At 69.8% G+C, this 20,182-nt stretch carries 17 protein-coding genes and 2 pseudogenes; 9 read left to right on the top strand and 10 right to left on the bottom strand.

The window, feature by feature from the left end; translation table 11 throughout:
• The first annotated feature begins 52 nt into the window (after positions 1-52).
• Positions 53-1,027 carry an acyl-ACP desaturase gene (locus tag OG700_RS04625; protein ID WP_405609261.1) on the top strand — a complete coding sequence of 325 codons (975 nt, stop codon included), beginning with the start codon at positions 53-55 and terminating at the stop codon, positions 1,025-1,027.
• A gap of 186 nt (positions 1,028-1,213) precedes the next feature.
• Positions 1,214-2,131, top strand: coding sequence for a chitosanase (locus OG700_RS04630; protein WP_405609264.1), 918 nt, complete (start codon positions 1,214-1,216; stop codon positions 2,129-2,131).
• An 80-nt stretch (positions 2,132-2,211) separates the two neighbouring features.
• Here the strand turns inward: OG700_RS04630 and OG700_RS04635 are convergent, their stop codons facing one another.
• The 3 genes from OG700_RS04635 to OG700_RS04645 all read right to left on the bottom strand — a co-directional run bounded on the left by OG700_RS04635 (position 2,212) and on the right by OG700_RS04645 (position 4,644).
• Entirely contained in the window at positions 2,212-2,514 is a 303-nt protein-coding gene (locus tag OG700_RS04635) for a WhiB family transcriptional regulator (RefSeq protein ID WP_405609267.1), read from the bottom strand.
• A gap of 121 nt (positions 2,515-2,635) precedes the next feature.
• Positions 2,636-3,433 (bottom strand): VOC family protein, encoded by a 798-nt coding sequence (locus tag OG700_RS04640; RefSeq protein WP_405609270.1) that lies wholly within the window; start codon positions 3,431-3,433, stop codon positions 2,636-2,638.
• A gap of 173 nt (positions 3,434-3,606) precedes the next feature.
• Positions 3,607-4,644 (bottom strand): multicopper oxidase domain-containing protein, encoded by a 1,038-nt coding sequence (locus tag OG700_RS04645; protein ID WP_405621439.1) that lies wholly within the window; start codon positions 4,642-4,644, stop codon positions 3,607-3,609.
• 203 nt (positions 4,645-4,847) lie between these two features.
• Between OG700_RS04645 and OG700_RS04650 the strand changes: the two genes are divergently transcribed.
• The 3 genes from OG700_RS04650 (at position 4,848) to OG700_RS04660 (ending at position 11,190) form a co-directional block, all read left to right on the top strand.
• Entirely contained in the window at positions 4,848-7,325 is a 2,478-nt protein-coding gene (locus OG700_RS04650) for a ThuA domain-containing protein (protein WP_405609273.1), read from the top strand.
• A gap of 62 nt (positions 7,326-7,387) precedes the next feature.
• Positions 7,388-9,550 (top strand): OmpL47-type beta-barrel domain-containing protein, encoded by a 2,163-nt coding sequence (locus tag OG700_RS04655; RefSeq protein ID WP_405621441.1) that lies wholly within the window; start codon positions 7,388-7,390, stop codon positions 9,548-9,550.
• 338 nt (positions 9,551-9,888) lie between these two features.
• Positions 9,889-11,190 carry an MFS transporter gene (locus OG700_RS04660; protein ID WP_405621443.1) on the top strand — a complete coding sequence of 434 codons (1,302 nt, stop codon included), beginning with the start codon at positions 9,889-9,891 and terminating at the stop codon, positions 11,188-11,190.
• 52 nt (positions 11,191-11,242) lie between these two features.
• Here the strand turns inward: OG700_RS04660 and ligD are convergent, their stop codons facing one another.
• Positions 11,243-12,265: a non-homologous end-joining DNA ligase gene (gene ligD, locus OG700_RS04665; RefSeq protein ID WP_405609276.1), complete on the bottom strand. Its 1,023-nt coding sequence runs from the start codon at positions 12,263-12,265 to the stop codon at positions 11,243-11,245.
• 75 nt (positions 12,266-12,340) lie between these two features.
• On the opposite strand from ligD, the gene OG700_RS04670 reads away from it, so the two are divergent.
• The gene (locus tag OG700_RS04670; RefSeq protein WP_405609279.1) at positions 12,341-13,405 is read left to right on the top strand and encodes an ATP-dependent DNA ligase; all 1,065 of its coding nucleotides are present in this window, start codon (positions 12,341-12,343) and stop codon (positions 13,403-13,405) included.
• A 200-nt stretch (positions 13,406-13,605) separates the two neighbouring features.
• On the opposite strand, the gene OG700_RS04675 is transcribed toward OG700_RS04670, so the two are convergent.
• From OG700_RS04675 to OG700_RS04690, 4 genes are all read right to left on the bottom strand, one after another.
• The gene (locus tag OG700_RS04675) at positions 13,606-14,058 is read right to left on the bottom strand and encodes a YchJ family protein (RefSeq protein ID WP_405609282.1); all 453 of its coding nucleotides are present in this window, start codon (positions 14,056-14,058) and stop codon (positions 13,606-13,608) included.
• 317 nt (positions 14,059-14,375) lie between these two features.
• Entirely contained in the window at positions 14,376-15,176 is an 801-nt protein-coding gene (locus tag OG700_RS04680) for an SAM-dependent methyltransferase (RefSeq protein ID WP_405609285.1), read from the bottom strand.
• Positions 15,177-15,334: 158 nt separating this feature from the next.
• Positions 15,335-15,571, bottom strand: a complete 237-nt coding sequence (locus tag OG700_RS04685; protein ID WP_405609288.1) for a DUF397 domain-containing protein — start codon at positions 15,569-15,571, stop codon at positions 15,335-15,337.
• Positions 15,572-16,432: a helix-turn-helix domain-containing protein gene (locus OG700_RS04690; RefSeq protein ID WP_405609291.1), complete on the bottom strand. Its 861-nt coding sequence runs from the start codon at positions 16,430-16,432 to the stop codon at positions 15,572-15,574.
• 201 nt (positions 16,433-16,633) lie between these two features.
• On the opposite strand from OG700_RS04690, the gene OG700_RS04695 reads away from it, so the two are divergent.
• A complete protein-coding gene (locus OG700_RS04695; protein WP_405609294.1) occupies positions 16,634-17,095 on the top strand; it encodes an ATP-binding protein in 462 nt (153 codons plus the stop codon).
• Positions 17,095-17,517, top strand: coding sequence for a hypothetical protein (locus OG700_RS04700; RefSeq protein WP_405621445.1), 423 nt, complete (start codon positions 17,095-17,097; stop codon positions 17,515-17,517). The genes OG700_RS04695 and OG700_RS04700 overlap by 1 nt, the downstream gene beginning before the upstream one ends.
• A gap of 226 nt (positions 17,518-17,743) precedes the next feature.
• Here OG700_RS04700 and OG700_RS04705 read toward each other — a convergent pair.
• A pseudogene (locus OG700_RS04705) lies at positions 17,744-17,797 on the bottom strand (hypothetical protein); the annotation flags it as partial.
• Positions 17,798-18,037: 240 nt separating this feature from the next.
• A pseudogene (locus OG700_RS04710) lies at positions 18,038-18,394 on the bottom strand (SDR family NAD(P)-dependent oxidoreductase); the annotation flags it as partial.
• A gap of 279 nt (positions 18,395-18,673) precedes the next feature.
• Here OG700_RS04710 and OG700_RS04715 point away from each other — a divergent pair.
• A complete protein-coding gene (locus OG700_RS04715) occupies positions 18,674-19,912 on the top strand; it encodes an ROK family protein (protein WP_405609297.1) in 1,239 nt (412 codons plus the stop codon).
• The last annotated feature ends 270 nt before the right edge of the window (positions 19,913-20,182 follow it).

Here is a 20,182-nt window from a genome sequence, read left to right on the forward strand (position 1 = left end):
GGTCACGTAACCTACGAACCCGTAGGTACCACTCCCGTCCCCAGGAGCACCCGTGACGATCACCTCTCCCCATCTCGGCAGTTCGGAGGCGTGGACCGACGCCCGACTGCTGTACGCGCTGGAAGAGGTGGTGGAGAAAGAACTCAACCGCCATCTCAAGGTCGCCAAGGACTGGATGCCGCACGAGTACGTGCCCTGGTCCGACGCCCGCAACTTTCCCGGTTTCTTCGAGGACGGCACGGCCTGGGAGCCGCAGCAGTCCAAGGTGACCGACATCGGCAAGGTCGCCCTCGTGGTGAACCTGCTGACCGAGGACAACCTCCCCAGCTACCACCACGAGATCGCCACCCTCTTCGGCCGCGACGGAGCCTGGGGCAGCTGGGTGCACCGCTGGACCGCCGAGGAGGGCCGGCACGGCATCGTGATGCGCGACTACCTGCTCGCCTCGCGCGCCGTCGACCCGGACAAGCTGGAGCAGTTCCGCATGGCGCACATGGCGGAGGGCTTCGAGTCGGACAACCGCCACTCGATGCTGCACTCCGTCGCGTACGTCGCCTTCCAGGAGCTGGCCACCCGCGTCTCGCACCGCAACACCGGCCACCAGTCGGGCGACCCGGTCTGCGACCGGATGCTGGCGCGTATCGCCACCGACGAGAACCTGCACATGGTCTTCTACCGCAATCTGCTCGGCGCGGCCTTCGAGATCGCCCCGGACCTGACCATGCAGTCGGTACGCGACGTGGTCGTGGACTTCCGGATGCCGGGGCACGGCATGCCCGGCTTCGAGCGTGCCGCCGCGCAGATGGCGATCGGCGAGATCTACAACATGCGCATCCACCACGACGACGTGCTCCAGCCGGTGCTGCGCTATCTGAAGGTGCTCGACATCGACGGGCTGGGCCCCGAGGGGCTCAAGGCGCAGGAAGAGCTGGGCCTGTACATGGGCGGGCTCGACACGGAAGCGAGCAAGTTCGACGAGAAGCTCGCCGCCCGCAAGGCGCGGATGGCCGCTCGCGCCGCCGGCTGACCCGGCCGACCCCACGACGACCGGCGTCGGCGTCCCCGCGGACACCGACGCCGAGGCCCCGACCCCGGCCCCGGCCCCGGTTCATCGGCGGTCATCACCGCTTCATCACGTGTTCCACCAGGGTGTGTCGACGCCGAGGGGGAGCTCCCCACGGGTGTTCGAATCGGGCATCGTACGCTTTGCGGCGTGAAGCCTGTTACCCGCCTCTTCCTCATAGGCGCACCCATCGTTGTCGTCGTCTCCGTCATCTTCGGCGGAGGCGGCGATTCCGGCGTACTGGCCGACAATCCGCCGGAGAACGCGGCGAGCGCCGCTCCCAATCCGCTCACCTCCGGCAGCGACCGTGAGAAGGAGAGGCTGGAGGAGCGGATCAGGAAGATGCCGCCCGGGCTCGCGGCCCCCGGCAAGAAGGAGATGGCCGCCCGGATCGTCGCGAGCGCGGAGAACTCGACGCTGGACTGGCGCGATCAGTACGACGCGATCGAGGATCTGGACGACGGCAACGGCTACACGGCCGGCATCATCGGGTTCTGCTCGGGCACCAACGACATGCTCCAGCTCGTCGAGGAGTACACCAAACACCACCCGGACAACCCGCTGGCGCCGTACCTCCCCGCGCTGCGGGACGTCGACGGCACCGACTCGCATGAGGGACTGGACCCGGGATTCCCGGAGGCGTGGGCGACGGCGGCCGAGGATCCCGCCTTCCGCGAGGCGCAGGACAGCACCCGGGACCGTGTCTACTTCGATCCGGCGGTGCGGCTGGCGAAGATGGACGGCCTCAGCACGCTCGGCCAGTTCATCTACTACGACGCGATGGTGCTGCACGGGCCCGGTCTCGACGCGGGCGGCTTCTACGGCATCCGGCACGCGGCGATGAAGAAGGCGAAGACAGCGGCCGAGGGCGGTTCGGAGAAGAAGTATCTGAACGCGTTCCTCGACGAGAGCCGGCTCGTGATCAAGACGAAAGTCACCGAGACGCAGCGGGACACCTCGCGCATCGACACGGCGCAGCGGGTCTTCCTCAGGGACGGCAACATGAAGCTCGCGGCGCCCCTGCGCTGGAAGATGTACGGGGAGACCTTCCAGCTTCCCGCTCCCTGACCGGCCCCCGACCCCGGCCCATGCCCGTCCGGACCGCTGGGCAGCTGGGTGACCGGGTGACTTGCGACCGGGTGACCGGCTCAGGCGACCTCGGCCGACGGCGTAACCGCTCCGGCGCCCGTACGGCGCAGGCGCTCGCGCTCCTTCTCCGACAGACCGCCCCACACCCCGAAGCGCTCGTCGTTGTCCAGGGCGTACTCAAGGCACTCCCGCCGCCCCTCGCAGGCACCGCAGAGCTGCTTCGCCTCGCGGGTGGACGAGCCGGGGGCCGGGAAGAAGAACTCGGGCCCGGTCTGGGCGCACAGGGCACCCTCCTGCCAGGCGAGTTCCTGCCCCGTGCGCCCGGTGATGCTGGTGAGGGAGTTCATGGGATTGATCGGCATGGCACACACGGTGCCTGGTGCCGATAAACAATCGATCAACGACCTGATGGGGAACCGTCCGGAAGGCGCCCGGCCCTGTCACATACGGTCCCCCATGGCCCTGCCGCCCGCGGTGCCCGGCTCAGGCGTCCTGCGAGACGCCCTGCATGAGTGCGAGGCGCGCGCCGTACGGGTCGTTCACCACGGCGAAACGGCCGACGCCCTCGATGTCCGTGGGTTCCACGACGGTGGTGCCCCCCAGACGGTCCACGTTCGCCACCGCAGCATCGCAGTCGGCCGCACCGAAGTACAGGAGCCAGTTCGGCCCTGTCGGGGCGGCGGCAGGATCGGAGTCGATGGGCACGATCCCCGCGAACATACCGTCCGCGGTCTTGCCCGCCGGGTGGACCATGATGTATTCGCCCCCGCCGCCCGGGTACGGCATGGTGGTCGTCTCCCAGCCGAAGACCGAGCCGTAGAAGCCGGTGGCGGCGGTGGTGTCCGGGGTGGAGAGTTCGGCCCAGCAGAGGGTGCCGGGGCCGTCGACGGCCTCCAGGCCGGTGTTCGTTCCCGGCTGCCAGGTGGCGAAGCCGGCCCCGGCCGCGTCGGCGCAGAGCGTCATCCGGCCGAGATCCCGGACGTCCATCGGCTCGTTGACGACCGTGCCGCCGTTGTCCTTCACTGCCGTGGCGGTGGCCTCCGCGTCGGCCGTCTGGAAGTAGAGGGTCCAGGACGGCGGCGCCTGCTCGGCGGGGAGCTGCATGGCCCCCGCGACGGTCTTGCCGTTCAGCTGGAACATGCCGTAGCCGCCGAACTCGGATCCCGCCGACACATGGTCCCAGCCGAGGACACCTCCGTAGAAGGCCTTCGCGCCCTCGATGTCCGGCGTGGCGAGATCCGCCCAGTTCGGTGAACCTGGGACGTAACGGGTGGTGAGCATCATCGCTCCTTCGTGAGGCCCCCGCGCGCTTTCCCTCCCGAGTCTGCTACCGATCGGGTCCCCCCGCATGTGTACGGCGCGAGACGCCCCCGGGCGGGCCGCGCAGCGGCCCGCCCGGGGAGGACCGGTCCGGGAGAGGATCGGTCCAAGACGGGGTCCGGACACCTCTTCCGTCAGTGACCCGTGTGTGCGCCCTGAGCGCTCGCGCCCTTCGCGTCCTTCGTCTCCTTCTTCGCCGGCTCCGGGTGGTGCGGCTCGTACCCGGGGATCGTGCCGTCCGGCTTGGCGATCAGGAACAGGCCCGCCATGCCCTGGTCGGAGTGGCTCTGTACGTGGCAGTGGTACATCCACGCGCCCGCCCCGACCCCCTCGCCCGCGATGATCTGGAGCCCGAAGGAGTCCGCGGGGCCGGTGATCTTGTTGTCGACGATCCGGCTGGTGTCACCGGCACCGCTGAGCAGGCCGGTCCTGTTGTCGGCCCAGCGGTGACCGTGGATGTGGAACGTGTGGTAGTACTCGCCGTGGGTGATCATGATGACTTCGAGCCGGTCACCCACGGTGGCCTTGAAGTTGGGGCTCTCTGCGCCCGGCAGATTGTTGATCTGCATGTCGTTGAAGACGATCGTGAACTGCTTGTCGGGCAGGATGTCGCCCTCCCTGCGGACCACGAGGCCGCCGTAGAGGCCCTGCCTGATGCCGCCGGTGCCGTGGTCCGTACCGACGACGTGGTCGTGGTAGTGCCAGTAGCCCGCGCTGCCCTCGCGGTACGTGCCGTCGGCGCGCTTGCCCGGCTTGTGGGTGCGCCAGGTGTATGTGCGCTTGCCGCCCGGCGCGACGTGACTCTTGTTCATACGGGTGCCGTCGTTGGCGATGTCGTAGTCGACGCCGTGCACATGCAGGCTCGCGTCGACGTCCGTGAGGTTGGTGAACTCGATGTGGACGGTGTCGCCCTCGACGATGTCGATGACCGGGCCGGGGATCGTCGCCTTGCCCTTCTCGAAGCCGTAGCCGATCTTCCCCGTGCCCAACCGCTCGGCCACCATGGTGAGATGGTGCACCTTGCCGCCGGCGGGTGCCCGCTTGGGGCCCGCCGCGGCTGCCATGGGCTGGGGCGCCGCCGATGAGGCGGACGCAACGGACAACGATGTCACGCCCGTTGCCGCGACCGCGCCGCCGGCCATCAGGCGCCGGTTGAAACTCCGTCTGTCCATCGCCATGCCGAACTCCCCACACGCGGTGCTGAGACTGTCGGGGCACAGTGAGGCCCCGGGACGGCCACACGGTAGCTCGGGGATCTTCGTTTATCCACACTCAGGACAAAGTTAGTTCCATTCCGGTGATACCTCTTGGCTCACCACCGAAAGAGGTCTAGCTTCACGCCTGTTGCTGTGACCAAAGATGGGTGGGTGAACACATGCAGCGCGTACCACATCGCCGGTCAAGATCCCGGCGCGTAATGGGCGCCGCCGTGGTGGCCGGCACGATGGCCGCGTCTCTGCTCGGCGGGAACGCCATGGCGGGTCCGTACCCGGAGCCGCCCTCGACAACGTTGTCCCTTCCTTCGCCGCCCGGCGGCAAGAACGTGAAGGTACTCGTCTTCCACGGTTCGACATCGGAAGAGTCGCCGATCGTCAACGCCGGCATCGAGGCGATCGAGAAGATCGGTCTCTCCGGCCCGGCCGCACAGCGGTTCAAGACCGAGACCAACGGTGACGGTTCGGTCTTCACCAACGCCACCAAGCTCGGCAGGTACAACGCGGTCGTCTTCCTGACAGGCGGCGGCGATGTGCTGGATCCCGAGCAGGAGGCGGGACTTGAAGCCTTCGTCGAGGCCGGCGGAGGCTTCCTCGGCATCCGGGACGCGGCGCGTACCGAGCCGTACTCCGAATGGTTCACCGGACTGATCGGGGCCCGTCCCGGCGCGGCGAGCCCGGACACCGTCCAGCGCGCGACCGTGGAGGTGGGCGACCGCCGGCACCCCGCGACCAAGAACCTGCCGCGGGAGTGGAAGCGCTCCGACAAGTGGTTCAACTGGGACAAGAACCCGACCGGCGACGTGCACACCGTGGCCCGGCTCAGGGAGAGCACCTACAAGCCGGGCGAGGGTGCCAACGGCGCGGATCACCCGATCTCCTGGTGCCGTGACTACGACGGCGGCCGTTCCTTCTACACCGGTATGGGCGCCACCGTCGACTCGTACGCCGAGGCCGACTTCCGCGACCACCTGCGCGGCGCCCTTCAGTGGACCACCCGCATCTCGCGGGCCGACTGCCAGGCGACCATCACCTCCAACTACACGGCGGAGCGCGTCACTCAGCCCAACAAGCCGGGCGAGTCGGACCAGATCGGCGAGCCGCACGGCACCGTCGTCGCGCCCGACGGCCGCGTCTTCTACATCGGCCGCGGCGGCGGCGACAACACCCAGCCCGTGGTGATCGACTGGGCCGACCCGAACGCCGGCAAGGGCGAGGGTCAGATCCATGTCTACGACCCGAAGACCAAGAAGGTCACCAAGGCCGGTGGCGTGACCATCTTCGGCAACAAGGGCGGCGGCGGCGAACTGGTCAAGAACGAGGAGGGGTTGCTCGGTATCGAGCTGGACCCCGACTTCATGACCAACGGATGGGTGTATCTGCACTACACGCCCCACTCCGAGATCAACCGGGACACCCGGATGGCCGAGCGCCGGGTCTCGCGCTTCACGCTGGATCTCAGCTCCAACAAGCTCGACCTCGCCAGCGAGAAGACCCTGCTGGCCTGGCCCGTCCAGATCAACAGCTGCTGCCACGCGGGCGGCGGCATGGCCTGGGACTCCAAGGGCAACCTGTACATCGCGACCGGGGACAACAACTCCTCGCAGTTCAGCGACGGTTACTCGGGCAACAACCCGCAGCCGAACTACAAGGGCGTCTCCTTCGCGGACGCGCGCCGTACGGCCGGCAACACCAACAACCTCAACGGGAAGATCCTGCGGATCCACCCCGAGGACGACGGCACGTACACCCTGCCCTCCGGCAACCTCTTCACCGGTGACGAGACGGCCGAGGGCGGCGACAAGACCCGCGGCGAGATCTATGTGATGGGTGTACGCAACCCGGCACGCATCTCGGTCGACAAGAAGACCGACACCCTGTACGCGGGCTGGGTCGGCCCCGACGCGGGCGCCCCGAGCACCACCTGGGGCCCGGCGAAGTACGACACGTTCGCCGCCATCACCAAGGCGGGCAACCAGGGCTGGCCGTACTGCATGGGCAACAAGCAGCCGTACCGGGACCGCAATCTGCCGGACCCGACGAAGCCGCTGGGCTGGTACGACTGCGACGCGCCGAAGAACGAGTCCCCGAACAACGACGGTCTCGTGAACATCCCGCCGATCACCGGGAACACCATCTGGTACTCGCCCCAGGGCGGCGCACCGGACTACCCGCGTGACGCGAACGGCATCCCGAGCTACAAGGCGGAGGAGGCCAAGTACCTCCTCCCGTGGCTCAAGGGCGGCGGCCAGGCGACCATGAACGGTCCCCTGTACCGGTTCGACGCCGACACCGCGACCGCCGAGGGCTGGCCGTCGTACTGGGACGGCAAGTGGTTCGTGGGTGACTTCTACGACCAGACCCAGCCGCGGCACGCGGTCGATCTCGACCCCAAGACCGCGGGCAAGGGCGGACTGCCCGTGCACGCCGAGTCGTTGAAGAAGATCATTCCGGTCGGCGAGAGCGGCATCCGCAACCTGATGGACTGGAAGTTCGCTCCCGACGGCTCGCTCTACGTCCTCGACTACGGGCGTGGGTTCTTCACCTCGGACGCGAAGTCCGCGCTGTGGCGCGTGACGTACAAGGGCGGCGAGGCCACTCCCGCCGCCGCGGATCTGGCCAGGAAGGCGGCGCAGTGAGACAAGGCGGCGCAGTGAGACAGCGACCTCTACGCCTGTGGACGGCCCTGCTGGGCTCGTTGATGCTGGTGCTGGGGCTGACCTCGACACAGGCATACGGGCGTGACGACAACGGCAAGTCACCGATGGCGGCGGCCCAGGTGCTCAACTTCACCGCGGGCAACTCCACCACGGAGTACCTGACGTTCCCGAAGACTGCCGTGGCGGGTCCCGCGACGATCGTGTTCGAGAACAGCAAGGCCACCGGCAACACCACGTCGATGCCGCACACGGTCACGTTCGACACGTCGAACCCCGACTACAACAACGACGTGACGCTCAACCTGATGGCCACGCCGGAGGACGCGCAGGGTGGCAAGCAGACGGCCGAGGTCGTCCTGACCCCGGGCACCTACCGCTACTTCTGCACGATCCCCGGTCACGGCATGATGACCGGCACCTTCACCGTCACCGACGGTGGTGGCGGTGACGACACCACCGCGCCCGAGACGGCCGCCAAGATCGACGGCGACCAGAACGGCGACGGCGCGTACATCGGTCAGGCCACGGCGACGCTCTCCGCCACCGACGCCGGATCGGGTGTCGACACGGTCGAGTACGCGGTCGGGGCCGACGGCGAATGGCAGCCGTACACCACACCCGTGGTGGTCAACACGGTCGGCGACCATCTCATCAGATACCGGGCGAGCGACAAGGCCGGCAACGTCGCGGCCGAGAAGAAGGCCGAGTTCAAGGTCGTGGCGCCGGACACGGACGACACGACCGCACCGGAGACCTCGGCGACGGTGACCGGTGAACAGGACGCGGACGGCGCCTACTTGGACATGGCCACGGTCACCGTGACCGCGTCGGACGCCGGCTCCGGCGTCAACAAGATCGAATACGCGCTCGGTGCGGACGGGGCCTGGCAGGACTACACCGCGCCGGTGATGGTCCATGAGGTCGGTACCCACAAGGTCCGTTACCGCGCGACCGACAAGGCGGGCAACGCCGCCGCCGAGAAGGCCGTCGACTTCAAGGTCGTCACCCCTCCGGTGAAGGACACGACGGCGCCGGTGTCGACGGCGGCCGTGAGCGGTGACAAGAACTCCGACGGCGCGTACATCACCAGCGCCACGGCGACGCTCAAGGCGACGGACGACGACTCGGGTGTCGAGAAGATCGAGTACTCGCTCGACGGCGGTCCGTACCTCGCGTACACCAAGCCCGTGATCGTCGACGCGGTGGGCTACCACAGGCTCGCGCACCGGGCGACGGACAAGGCGGGCAACACCTCGGCGGCCAAGGAGGTGACGTTCACCATCGCCAAGGGCGGTGGCGTTCCGGCCCCCAACTGCCCTGAGTACGACGTGCGGCTGACGGTCATCGTCGGCGCCGTCGACACGGGTGTGCCGAACCGTCTGACCACCAGCCGGTGCACGATCAACGAGCTGATCGAGGACGAGAAGGACTGGTCCTCTCACGCGCTGTTCCTCAAGCACGTCGAGACGGTGCTGAACAAGCTCAAGTCGGACGGTGTCATCGACAAGCGGGAGCACACGAAGATCACGAAGGCCGCCAAGCAGTCGAAGATCGGCAAGCCGGGTCAGACGACCGGCTACCGCACGCTCTTCGACGGCACGGACGCCACCTTCTCCAAGTGGGCCCAGGTCGGCGGCGGCAAGTTCGCGCTCTCCGCCGACGGTGCGATGACGAGCAGCACCACCGTCCAGGGCATGGGCATGCTGTGGTTCCCGGAGCGGAAGTACGACGACTTCTCGCTGAAACTCCAGTTCCGTGACGACGCTCCGGGCACGGGCAACGCCAACGGCGGTGTCTTCGTGCGCTTCCCGAACGTCAACGGACACCCGGAGGAGACCCGCCCGGAGTGGGTCGCCATCAACTACGGGCACGAGGTCCAGATCCTGGACCGCCCCGACGGCGACATGTACAAGACGGGATCGCTCTACGGATTCGACCGTGTGGGCCTGGCCGGCGCGGGCGTCACTCCGAAGGGCAGTTGGAACGACTACGAGATCAAGGTGGTCGACCAGCACTACACCATCCTGCGCAACGGTGTCGTGATCAACGAGTTCGACAACACCGGCGGCCAGGAGTTCACTCCGCCGCGCGCCGGTGACCCGGGTACCGACGGCCGGCGTTACGCCTCCGGCTATGTCGGGCTCCAGGTGCACGGCACGACGGACGTCATCTCGTACCGCGACATCCGGATCAAGCAGCTCTGACCGGCGTGTCATGAGAGTGACAGCCGTGACACCTCCTTAGGAGGATGAGCCGGGACAGAAGTGCCCCTTCCCTTACGGGAGGGGGCGCTTCGCCGTTCGCGGCCGACTGCGAGCGACTGCGGCCGGTCACGGCCCGTCGCGGCCGTTCGCGGCCGTTCGCGGCCGTTCGCCGAAAAACAAATGGCGGGGCTCGGGCCGCACGTATAGCTTGAGCGCCCGTGACTGATCAACTGAAGACGCCGTCCGGGGCTCCCGGTCCTGTCGAGGCCGAACCGGCCGCCGGGGAGGGACTGTTCTCCGGGAGATACGCCTCCGTCACCGCTGGCTTCGCCGTGGTGATGTTCCTGACCGGGTTCGCCGCGCTCGCCGTGATTCCCATCCTGCCGACCGCCGCCCGCGACCTGGACGGGGTGCCGCTCTACCCGCTGGTGGCCGGCTGCTTCGTGGCCGCGAGCCTGTTGGGCGGTGTCATCGGGGGCTACTGGGCGGACCGCTCCGGAGCCCGGCGCCCGCTGGCGGCGGGGGTGGTGCTGTCGGTGGTCACCCTGCTGATCTCCGCGACCAGCGGCTCCATATGGCAGCTGGCGGCCGGGCGCTTCCTGGACGGTCTCGCGGGCGGCATGGTGGCGGTGGCGGTCAACACCGCTGTCGCCCAGGCGTACCCCGAGCGGCTGCGGGCGCGGGTACTGGCCCTGATGAGCACCTGCTGGCTCATTCCGTCGCTGGTGGGACCGCCGCTGGCGGGGCTGGTCGTCACCTGGTGGTCCTGGCGCGCGGTCTTCTTCGGCCTGGCGGTGCTCACCGTGATTCCGGCGGTGGCGGTGGTGGTCCTGCTGCGCGGCCGTGCCTGGCGGGCCGCGCCCGTGGCGGCCGAGGACCAGCCGCCGCGCCCGGCGCTGACGGTCGCGCTGGCGGTGAGCCTGGGCGCCGCGCTGGGCCAGTACGGCGTCTCCGGCTGGGACACCCAACGGGTGCTGTGCGCGGTGGCGGGGCTCGCGCTGATGGCGGTGTTCGCGGCCCGGCTGTTGCCGCCGGGCACCTGGCGGGCCGGGCGGGGGCTGCCCGCGACGGCCCTGCTGCGGGGCTTGAGTTCGGGCGCCTTCTTCACGCTGGAGGCCTTCGTGCCGCTGTTCCTGCTCAGCGACGGGAACGTGCCCACCGTCGTGACGGGCCTGGCCTTCACCGGCGCCGCCGTGGCCTGGGCCGCCTCTTCCTGGGTGCAGGCCCACCCGCTGGAGCACTGGCCGCGCCACCGTCTGGTGGTGACCGGGGCGTTGGTGATGGCGCTGGCCGCCGTACTCGCCGTCGTCGGGACGCTGCCGACGACGCATCCGTACATCGCCGCGTCCTCCATGGTCGTGGCGGCCCTGGGGATGGGCATGCTGGCCCCCTCGGTGACGCTGCTCTCGCTCATCCACAGTCCGCCGGGCCGGCAGGGCTACGCGAGCAGTGCGCTCCAGACGACCCAGAACCTGGGCCAGATCGCGGTCCTGGGACTCGGCTCGGCCCTCTTCAACGGCTTCCTGGCGACAGGCGCGGACGGGGCGGCGTACGGGGCGGTCTTCGGGATGCTGATCGTGCCGAGCGTCCTGATAGCGCTGCTCGCGTCGCGGGCACGGGAGGAACAGAGCCCGGCCTGATCCCAACGACCGACCCTGATCCCAACGACAGACCCTGATCCGAACGGCAGGCCTAAGGCGCGTCCGGCCGTGCCCGGCTCGGCTGGACCCGCTTCGGCTCGCCCGGCATCTTCGGGTAGTCCGGCGGATACGGCAGATCGCCGTGACCGTGGTCGCGTTCGTCCCGCGCGGCCAGCTCCAGCAGGCCCTCCAGGCTGTACGCCTCGGAGTCCATGTCCGCGTGCAGGTCGCCGAGTTCGGCGAAGCGGGCCGGCATCGTCGCGATGTCGAAGTCACGCGGGGAGACATCGTCCAGCTCGTCCCAGCGCAGCGGCGCGGAGACCGTGGCGTGCGGATTGGGGCGTACGGAGTAGGCGGAGGCGATGGTGCGGTCGCGCGCCGTCTGGTTGTAGTCCACGAAGATCCGCTCGCCGCGCTCCTCCTTCCACCAGGCGATGGTGACCCGGCCCGGCATGCGCCGCTCCAGCTCCCTGCCGACGGCGATGGCGCAGCGCCGTACCTGGGTGAAGGTCCAGCGCGGTTCGATCGGCACGAACACGTGCAGCCCGCGTCCGCCGGACGTCTTGGGCCTGCCGCGCAGACCCTGCTCGTCCAGGATGCCGTGCAGTTCGTGGGCGGCCCTGACGGCGTCGTGGAAGTCGGTGCCCGGCTGTGGGTCCAGGTCGATGCGCAGCTCGTCGGGGTGCTCGGTGTTCCCGCGCCGTACGGGCCAGGGGTGGAAGGTCAGCGTGCCGAGGTTGGCCGCCCAGAGCACGGCGGCCGGTTCGGTGGGGCAGATCTCGTCGGCGGTGCGTCCGCTGGGGAAGGCGATACGGGCGGTGGGGATCCAGTCGGGCAGGTTCTTGGGCGCCCGCTTCTGGTAGAAGGACTCGCCGTCGATGCCGTCGATGTAGCGCTGGAGGGTGGTCGGCCGGTCCCGCAGGGCGCGGGTGATCCCCTCCCCCACCGCGATGTAGTACCGGGCGACGTCCAGCTTGGTGAAGCCCCGCTCGGGAAAGTAGATCTTGTCCGGGCTGGACAGTCGCACGGCCCGCCCGCCGGCCTCCAGCTCCATCGCCGCACCCTTGCTCGCCATACGCGCCACGGTAGGCCGGGCTCCCCCGGCACGCATATCGGGCGGACCGGCCGCGCCCCGCGCACAATCGGGGGCATGGATCTGCCGGTGATGCCTCCGATGAAACCGATGCTGGCCAAGTCCGTGGCGAGAATCCCGCCCGGTATGCAGTACGAGGCCAAGTGGGACGGCTTCCGTGCGCTGATCCACCGGGACGGCGACGAGGTGGTGATCGGCAGCAGGAACGGCAAGCCGCTGACCCGCTACTTCCCCGAGCTGGTCACCGCCTTCCCGCGCGAGCTGCCCGAGCGGTGTGTGATCGACGGCGAGATCGTGATCGCGTACGAGGGCCGGCTGGACTTCGACCGGCTCAGCGAGCGCATCCATCCGGCGGACTCACGGGTGCGGACGCTGGCCGAGCGGACCCCGGCGAGTTTCGTCGCCTTCGATCTGCTGGCACTCGGTGACCGGTCGCTGCTGCCCGTCGCACAGTCCGAGCGGCGCGCCGCCCTGGTCGACGCCCTCGGCGGCGTCTCGGCGCCGGTCCATCTGGCACCGGCCACCACGGACGTGGAGCTGGCCCAGGAGTGGTTCCGGCGCTACGAGGGTGCCGGGCTCGACGGGGTGGTCGCCAAGCCGCTGGATCTGCCGTACCGGCCGGACGTACGCGCGATGTACAAGATCAAGCACGAGCGGACTGCGGACGTGGTCGTGGCCGGATATCGACTCCACAAGAGCGGTCCGGTCGTCGGCTCCCTGCTGCTGGGTCTGTACGACGACGCCGGGACGCTTCAGCACGTGGGGGTCTGCGCGGCGTTCTCGATGAAGCGCCGGGCCGAGCTGGTGGACGAGCTGGCGCCGCTGGTGATGGATTCCGCCGACGGTCATCCGTGGGCCGCCTGGGCGCGGGAGTCCGCCCACGAGGGCGCCAGGCTGCCCGGCGCGCCGAGCCGCTGGACGGGCAAGAAGGATCTGTCGTGGATCGCGGTGCGGCCGGAGCTGGTGTGCGAGGTGGCGTACGACCACATGGAGGGCGACCGCTTCCGGCACACGGCGCAGTTCCGCAGGTGGCGCCCGGACCGTACACCCGAGGAGTGCGTGTACGCGCAGTTGGAGGAGCCGGTGCGGTACGACCTGGCGGAGGTGCTCGCGTCCGGCTGACCGCGAACGGGGCCGGCCCTCAGGGCTGTCCCGTAATCCCTGGCGGGCGCACGACGACAGCTACGGCACCTCGCCGCGTTGTCGGAGCGCCCGAATAGGCCCAGTATCCCGAATACGCCCAGTATGAGGACGCCCCTCCGCCTTGCGACGCACCGCATCTGACGCCGCGCGCTGATCCGCCGGGGATTACGGGACAGCCCTTACTCCACGAAGGTGCCCTCGACATAGACCCAGGCGCCGTCGTACCGCTCGAAGCGGCTCCGCTCGTGCAGCGCGCCTTGCTCGCCGCGTCGGGTGTAGTGGGCGCGGAAGGTGACGGTGCCCGTGGTGTGGAAGGCGCTGCCCTCGGTGGTGGCCAGGATCTCCAGGCCCGCCCAGTGCGTCGCCGGGTCGAGGTCGACCCGTGACGGGCGGCCGGCGGGGTGCCAACTGCTCAGCAGATAGGGCTCGTTCCCCACGGCGAAGGCGCTGTAACGGGCGCGCATGAGGCGCTCGGCGGTGGGGGCGGCGGCCGTTCCGGAGTGGAACCGGCCGCAGCACTCTCCGTAGGAGGCGGGCAGTCCGCACAGACAGGGCGAGTCGCCTCGGGACGACGCGCGGGTGGTGGCTGTGGCGCGGGTGGTCGGTGAGGTGCGCGGGGGACGTCGGGCCATCCGCACATTGTGCCCGGCCGCCGGTGACCCGACGTCCGGGGATGGCCGTGAAGGGCTTCGGAGGGCCGCCGGGCGGGCGCGGGCCTCCGCGCCTTCCGGCGCCCGGTGGCCGCTCGGGACCGTCCCGGCGCCGTGAAGCGGCGCATACACGGCCCTCGGCGTACGGGACCCGTAAGGGGGTCCGGAAACGCGTCGGCGCCGCCGCACCCCCCGAGAGTGCCGCGGCGCCGAGGCGCTTGCCTGCCCGGACCCCCCGCCGGTCCGGACCGCGTGAGTCCTGTGTCCTGCCGTCGTTCTGTCTGTCCCGCTGCCCGGTGTCAGGGCTTGCGGGCCACGCCCACGAACCCGGGAATCAGCCCGTCGCCCGGGACGGGGACGACCTCGCCCAGCTCCGGCCGCCACTCGACCACCAAGGAGACGCCGGGGTCGACGAGTTCGAGACCGCCGAAGAACTGGCCGACCTCGTCGCGCGAGCGCAGGGCGAACGGCACGCCCTTCGCCTTGTAGAGCTCGGCGGCCTTCGCCGAGCCCTCCGGGTCGTAGTCCCCCGTGACGTGGGAGATCATCAGATAGCTGCCGGACGCCAGTGGCTCCAGCAGCTTGCGCACCAGTTCGTGTGCGCCGTCCTCGTCCGGGACGAAGTGGAGCAGCGCGATGAGCGACAGGGCGACCGGCTTGTCGAAGTCCAGGATCTTCCCGGCCTGTTCGACGATGCCGTCGGGTTCACGCGCGTCGGCCTGGATGTACTCGGTCAGGCCCTCGGGGCTGCTGCGCAGCAGTGCCTCGGCGTGCCGCAGCACGATGGGGTCGTTGTCGGTGTAGACGACGCGCGAGTCGGCGGCGACCTCCTGCGCTATCTGGTGCAGGTTGGGCTCGGTCGGTATACCCGTGCCGATGTCGAGGTACTGGCGCACTCCGGCTTCGGCGCCGAGCCAGCGGGTGGCCCGGTGCATGAACGCCCGGTTGCACTTGGCCATCTCCCGTCCGAGCGGGTTGAGTTGAAGGAGCTGCCGGGCCATCTCCTCGTCGACGGGGTAGTTGTCCTTGCCACCGAGGAACCAGTCGTACATCCGGGCCGGGTGCGGCCTGCTGGTGTCGATGGGGTCATGCCCGGTCATGTGCGCTCCATGAGTCTCAGCGTCGCTGGCAAGGAAAGTGGCGGGAACAGGTCGCAAGGAACAGGTGAGTTCAGATCCGATCAGTCCTGATCGGCTCGTGCCAGGCGGGATCCGGCCGTTCCGGGCGTGCGGTTCACGTCGGGTCGACTCAGGTCCGGTCAGGTCAGCAGGAAGTCGGCCTGACCGGACTTGGCTCCCTGGATGAACGCGGCGATCTCTCCGTGGGTGTAGATCAGCGCGGGGCCGTCAGGGTCGTTGGACTGGCGCACGGCGACTCTGCCGTCGGCCAGCTTCATGGCCTCGACGCAGTTGCCGCCGTTGCCGCCGCTCCACGGCCTGTGCCAGCCGTCGGCGCCGAGGTCGGTGGCGGGCATGCCGTTGTATATCGGATCCATTCACAGCTCCTTGCGGACATCCTTGAGGATCTCCTTCGTGCGTTGTGCAGTTGCAGCCTGAGCCGCCATGCGGTCCATGACCTCAAGGTGGGTCGCCACCTCGGGACGCGCGTCGAGATAGACGGCGCCGGTCAGGTACTCGCTGTAGATCATGTCGGGCAGTTCGGGCATGGCGAAACGGAAGAGCACGAACGGCCCGTACGTTCCGGGGTGGTGTCCGGACGAGAACTCGGCGATCTGAAGCGTCACATTGGGCATCTCGGACGCGTCGATGAGCCGGTCGAACTGCTCGCGCATGACCTCCGGCGTCCCGACGGGACGGCGAAGTACCGTCTCATCCATGATCACCCACAATTTTGGTGCGTCCGACCGCGTGAGCAGGGACTGGCGTCGCATACGCAGTGCCACGTGTCGCTCGATGGCTTCCGGCCGGACCTGCCCCACGGCGCCGGCGTGCATGACCGACAGGGCGTAGCCCTCCGTCTGGAGCAGCCCCGGTACAAAGTGCGGTTCGTACGCCCTGATCAGGGAGGCGGCGCCTTCCAGGCTGACGTACATACTGAACCAGTCCGGCAGGATGTCGTGGAACCGCTGCCACCAGCCGGGCTTGTTGGCCTCCTCGGTCAGCTCGACGAAGGCGTCCGCTTCCTCGTCGCCGACTCCGTAGGCCCGGAGGAGTACCTGCACATAGGGGACTTTGAGCGAGACCTCGGCGGTCTCCATCCTGCGGACGGTGGCCGACGCCACCCGGAGAAGCTTCGCGGCTTCCTCGCGTTTCAGGCCGGCTCTCTCGCGCAGATCCATCAGGCGCTTGCCGAGCACGACCTGTCCCACGGTCGGGGCAGACCGCGGTTCACTCACTTTGGAACCTCCCCATGCACGGTTGCGAGCAGTGTGCCATGCCCTCGCCACGAAGAACACGGCACTCTGAAAATTTCACAGTGCCACTTGCCAAGTGTCTCGCACGGGTGGAGAGTGGTTCGGTGAACCAGTTCACGCAGTTGTCGTGCTCCGCCCGGAGGTTTCGCACGGTGCTGCTTCCCCACCCGTTAGGAATCGGTCGTGGCACCTGGTAACGCGCTCACTCCCCCACTGATGACCGTGTGCCCTGGCAACGTTGTCCGCCGCTACGGCTTCGCACTACCCGCCCACGCGGAGTCCGTCTGCCGCGCCAGACGGCTCACCCGTGAACGGCTCGACCGGTGGGGCACCTCGGACGAGACGCTTGAGACGGCGATCCTCATCATTTCCGAACTGGTCACGAACGCCGTCGTCCACGCGCCCGGCGACCATGTCATCTGCGAATTGCGCGAAGGGAACGGGCGGCTGCGCATAGCGGTCGAGGACCAGGGATTCGGCCCCACTGGACCGCAGTTGTACCGCGTGTCCGACGACGAGGGCGGCCGGGGACTGCTCCTCGTGGACGCCATGAGCAGCTCCTGGGGAACGCACGACACATCCGGTTACGGCGCCGGGCGTGTCGTATGGGCGGAACTGCCGCACGAGGCGGGGCAACCGTGCTGATGGGTGCGGTGCGCCGGTTCGCCCGAGGGCTGCGTGACGAGCGGAGCGGCTTCGCGCAACTGCCGCTGCCGCCGACCCTGCCCGCCTCGCTCGGCTGCGACGCGGTGGGCGTCCCCGCGCGGCACGGGTTCCGGCTGATGGGCAGGCTGCCCAGTACCGGCTGCGTCTTCGCCGACACCGAGTGGTGGTGGTGGATCGTCCCGGCCGGCTCGGATCTCGAACTGGACTGGCCCCGGCCCGCGCGCTACGTCTCCGGGACCCGGGTCCCGGCCCAGCAACCCCGGCTGATCCACTGGCCGGACGCCCCCACGCCGTACACCCCGCCGATCCCCTTCTACCTGATGGTCTGCCAGCTCGCGGGGACGACGCCGACCTGGGAGGCGCCGTCGCAGGGAGAGCTCCCGGTGCGGCAGCGCGGCTGACAGCCCTCCTCTCAAGGAGGGCGGGTTCCCCGGCCTCCTCAGTGCGGACAGCCTCACAGGGACAACGCGTTCCAGTGTCTCCTCGTCGGCCGACAGCAGCTCCCGCGTCCGGTCCGGCGGCGGCAGTGGGCCCGTGGTCGGCCGTGACGCGCAGGGCGGAGGCCGGCGTCAGATGGCCGAGGCGCAGGGCGCCCCGTACCGGATCGCCGTGGCGGAGCAGACCCGCCAGGAAGCCCCCGGCGAAGGCGTCGCCCGCGCCCACCGGCTCGACCACCCGCACCTTCGGTGCCCGCAGGTGTACGTGTCGGGGCCGACGTACGCGGTGGCCGCCCGTGCCCCGTCCTTGACCACCAGGACGCGCGGCTGCGGCAGCAGGGCGCGGACCGCGTCGGGGCGCGGGGCCGCGCCCCAGAGCGCCAGGGCCTCGTCCAGGCCGACCAGCACGAGATCCGCGCCGTAGGTGTCGGCGAGCGAGGCGATGCGGTGCACCTCCGATATGCCCCCGGCGTGCGAGAGCTCGGGCTGGGCGACCGCGGAGCGAGAGCAGCGCGCCTTTGCTCGCGGCGTAGGCGGGGCGGCCGGGGATGCCGATCCGCGCGTGGAGCGACGATGTCGGCACCACCGCGCCGCGGTGGGCGCGCGGTTCGGGCAGGACGGCGCGGAAGCCGAGGAAGGCGCCGGTGAGGTTGACGGCGAGCCGGCGTTCCCAGGAGGCGAGGGTCGTCTCGTGCGCGGGGCCGACGTCCACGGTGCAGGCGTTGCTGCCGAGGACACCGACGGGACCGTGGCGGTGGGTGGCGGCCACGACGCGGTCCCAGTCGCCCTGTTCGGCGACGTCCGCCCGTACGGAGTCGGCGCGGCCCCCCTTGTCGCGGATGCCGGTCCGTCGCCGTCCACCCGCTTGAGGACCACGAGTTCGGCGTCGTGGTCGGCGGTCCAGTGGAACGGCAGCCCCGAGTGCAGGAGATACCCGCCGCCGTACACCGCACCCGTCGCCTCGTCCCGGTAGCGGCGAAGACGGTCGCCGCGCTCCCCGACCCTCAACGACTCCTACCAATTGACTTGAACAAGTGCCCGAGCAACTGCCTGGAAGGGCCATCAACCTCATGGGACCGGCCGTCTGTCCGGATACCGATCACATAGGCTCGACCGCACCATGAAGAGCAACCACACATCGCTCGGTCCCAAGGCCGACAAAGAGACCGTGCGCCGGCACAATCTGAGCCTGGTGCTGCGGGCCGTGCGGGACGAGGGCGAAGCGACCAGGGCCGGTGTGGCGGCGCGGGTCGGACTGACCCGGGCCGCGGTGTCCTCGCTGGTCGAGCAGTTGCTGGACAGCGGGTTCCTCTCCGAGTCCGGCAAGACGTTCAGCGGACAGGCCGGGCGGCCCGGCACCGTACTGAAGGTGACGCGCTCCGGTCCGGCCGGTATCGGCGTCGAGATCAACATCGACTACGTGTCGGTGTGCGTGGTGGACCTGTCGGGCACCGACCGGGTGCGTCTCACCGAACACCTGGACAATCGCGGCGCCACGCCCGCCGAAGTCCTCGCCCGTGGCGCCCGGATCGCCGCGCGCACCCTCGACTCGGCCGCCGAGCAGGACCTGTCGCCGGTCGGCGTACAGCTCGCGCTGCCCGGTCTGGTCTCCGGGGGTACGGTCCGCCAGGCGCCGAACCTGGGCTGGAACCGGGTGCCCGCCGAGGAGTTGTTCGCGCGGGCGCTGGCCGAGGCGCAGCCCGCCGTGGCGCCGCTGCCGGTGCGTTCGGAGAACGAGGCCAATCTGGCGGCGCTCGCCGAGCTGTGGTTCGGCGGCCTGGGCGGGATCCGCAGTTTCCTCTATCTGTCGGGCGAGATCGGCGTCGGTGGCGCGCTGGTGCTCGACGGTGAACTGCTGCGCGGCGCCAACGGGTTCGCCGGTGAGATCGGCCATGTGGTGGTCGACGCCGACGGGCCGCTGTGCCGGTGCGGCTCACGCGGCTGCCTGGAGCAGTACGCGGGCCAGTCGGCGCTCCTGCGGGGCGCCGGGCTGGACGAGAACGCCGGGGTGCCGGGCGTCGTGGAGCTGGAGGCCCTGGCCAGGGCCGGCGACAACCGCGCCATCGCCGCCATCGGCGAGGCCGGCCGGATGCTGGGCCGGGTGCTGTCGGGCGCGGTGAACCTCTTCGACCCCGACGCGGTGGTGCTCGGCGGGATCTACCGGAGCCTGATGCCGTGGCTGTCGTCGCCCGCCGACGGGGAGTTGACCGGCCGGGTGGTGTCGGGGCTGTGGCCGCGCGACAGTGGCCGGCTACGCGCGTCATCCTCGGCGGGCGACGCGGCCCGGGGCGCGGCGGCCCTGGTGGTCCGCGCGGTCCTGGCGGACCCGGTGGCGTACGCGGAGCGTACGAGCGCGTAGCGCGTACGGCGCGGGGGTTGGGGGTCGACGCGGCGTCGGCCGGGACCCGTCGCGCCGGTGCGGCAGGGGGCGTGAGCGGCCTCAAGCGCCGTCGGACGGACGCGCTGCGGCCTCGGCCGGGGGCCATCTCGCGCGTACGGCACGGAAGTCGGACGTACCGGAAGCGGCGCCGGCGGCGTCGGCCGCGCGGCGTCCGCACACGTGGGGCGGGCCGGCGGCCGGGCCGCCCCGCGTGTGCGGTCGTGTCAGGACACGGTCGTCTCAGCGCCG

It is taken from the genome of Streptomyces sp. NBC_01508 (assembly GCF_045040315.1).
Taxonomy (GTDB): Bacteria; Actinomycetota; Actinomycetes; order Streptomycetales; family Streptomycetaceae; genus Streptomyces.